Source organism: Oleiphilus sp. HI0067, from assembly GCF_001635735.1.
The window spans coordinates 1-1,107 of the sequence record NZ_LWFI01001678.1 but is presented as its reverse complement, the minus strand read 5'-3'; the positions used below and the strand labels follow the sequence as shown (position 1 = coordinate 1,107).

Below are 1,107 nucleotides of genomic sequence, written 5' to 3'. Positions count from 1 at the left end.
GATCGATACAAGCATTGAATCTGTAGAAGATATTGCTGCACTCAAGCACACACCAAGTGGCGCATTTGGGTCTTGCCGTTACAAGCTAAAAAACTTTGAAGAAAACAAGCGTGAATATGAGCGTTTGATCGAAGTATTCCAAGCACACAACATTGGCTACTTCTTCTACAACGGCGGTGGCGATAGCCAAGATACTGCATACAAAGTAAGCCAACTAAGTGAAAAAATGGGTTACCCAATTACTTGTATTGGTGTACCTAAAACAGTGGATAACGACCTACCATTTACAGACTGTTGCCCAGGCTTTGGCTCTGTTGCGAAATACGTTGCGATTTCTACAAAAGAAGCTGCAATGGATATTAAATCTATGTGTGAGTCATCTACTAAAGTATTTATTTTAGAAGTAATGGGTCGCCACGCGGGTTGGATCGCAGCTGCTGGCGGGTTGGCTGGTCAGAACAGCGATGAAGCGCCACACATCATTTTATTCCCAGAAGTTCCATTCGACAGAGAAACTTTCTTGGCTCGCGTTGATGAAGCCGTTAAGAAGCATGGTTACTGCGTGATCGTAGCATCAGAAGGTGCGCAATATGAAGATGGCCGCTTTGTTGCCGATGCGGGCCAGAAAGATGCATTTGGTCACACTCAATTGGGTGGTGTTGCACCAACCCTAGCAAACATGGTGAAACAAGCATTAGGCTACAAGTACCACTGGGCTGTAGCAGATTACCTTCAACGTGCAGCACGCCACATCGCTAGCCGAACTGACGTTGAGCAAGCATATGCGATGGGTAAAGCAGCAGTTGAGTTTGCGGTTAGCGGCAAAAATGCAGTCATGCCAATTATCGTTCGCGAGAACTCTGCTCCATACAAATGGAGCATTGGCGAAGCACCATTAAGCCAAGTTGCTAACCAAGAAAAGAAAATGCCTATTCACTATATTACCGATGACGGCTATGGCATTACGGCGGAATGTCGAGAGTACCTATCGCCTCTTATTCAAGGTGAAGATTACCCACCTTACGACGATGCCGGTATGCCTCGTTATGTAAACCTCGTGACCAAGATCATCGAGAAAAAACTTCGTACAGATTTTGAAATCTAAAA

General features: G+C 45.2%; 1 protein-coding gene. It reads left to right on the top strand.

What is annotated here, in order from left to right; translation table 11 throughout:
- Positions 1 to 1,105: 6-phosphofructokinase (locus tag A3739_RS26910; RefSeq protein ID WP_068503427.1), on the top strand; the 1,105-nt coding region annotated here is incomplete at its 5' end.
- Between the last annotated feature and the right edge of the window lie 2 nt (positions 1,106 to 1,107).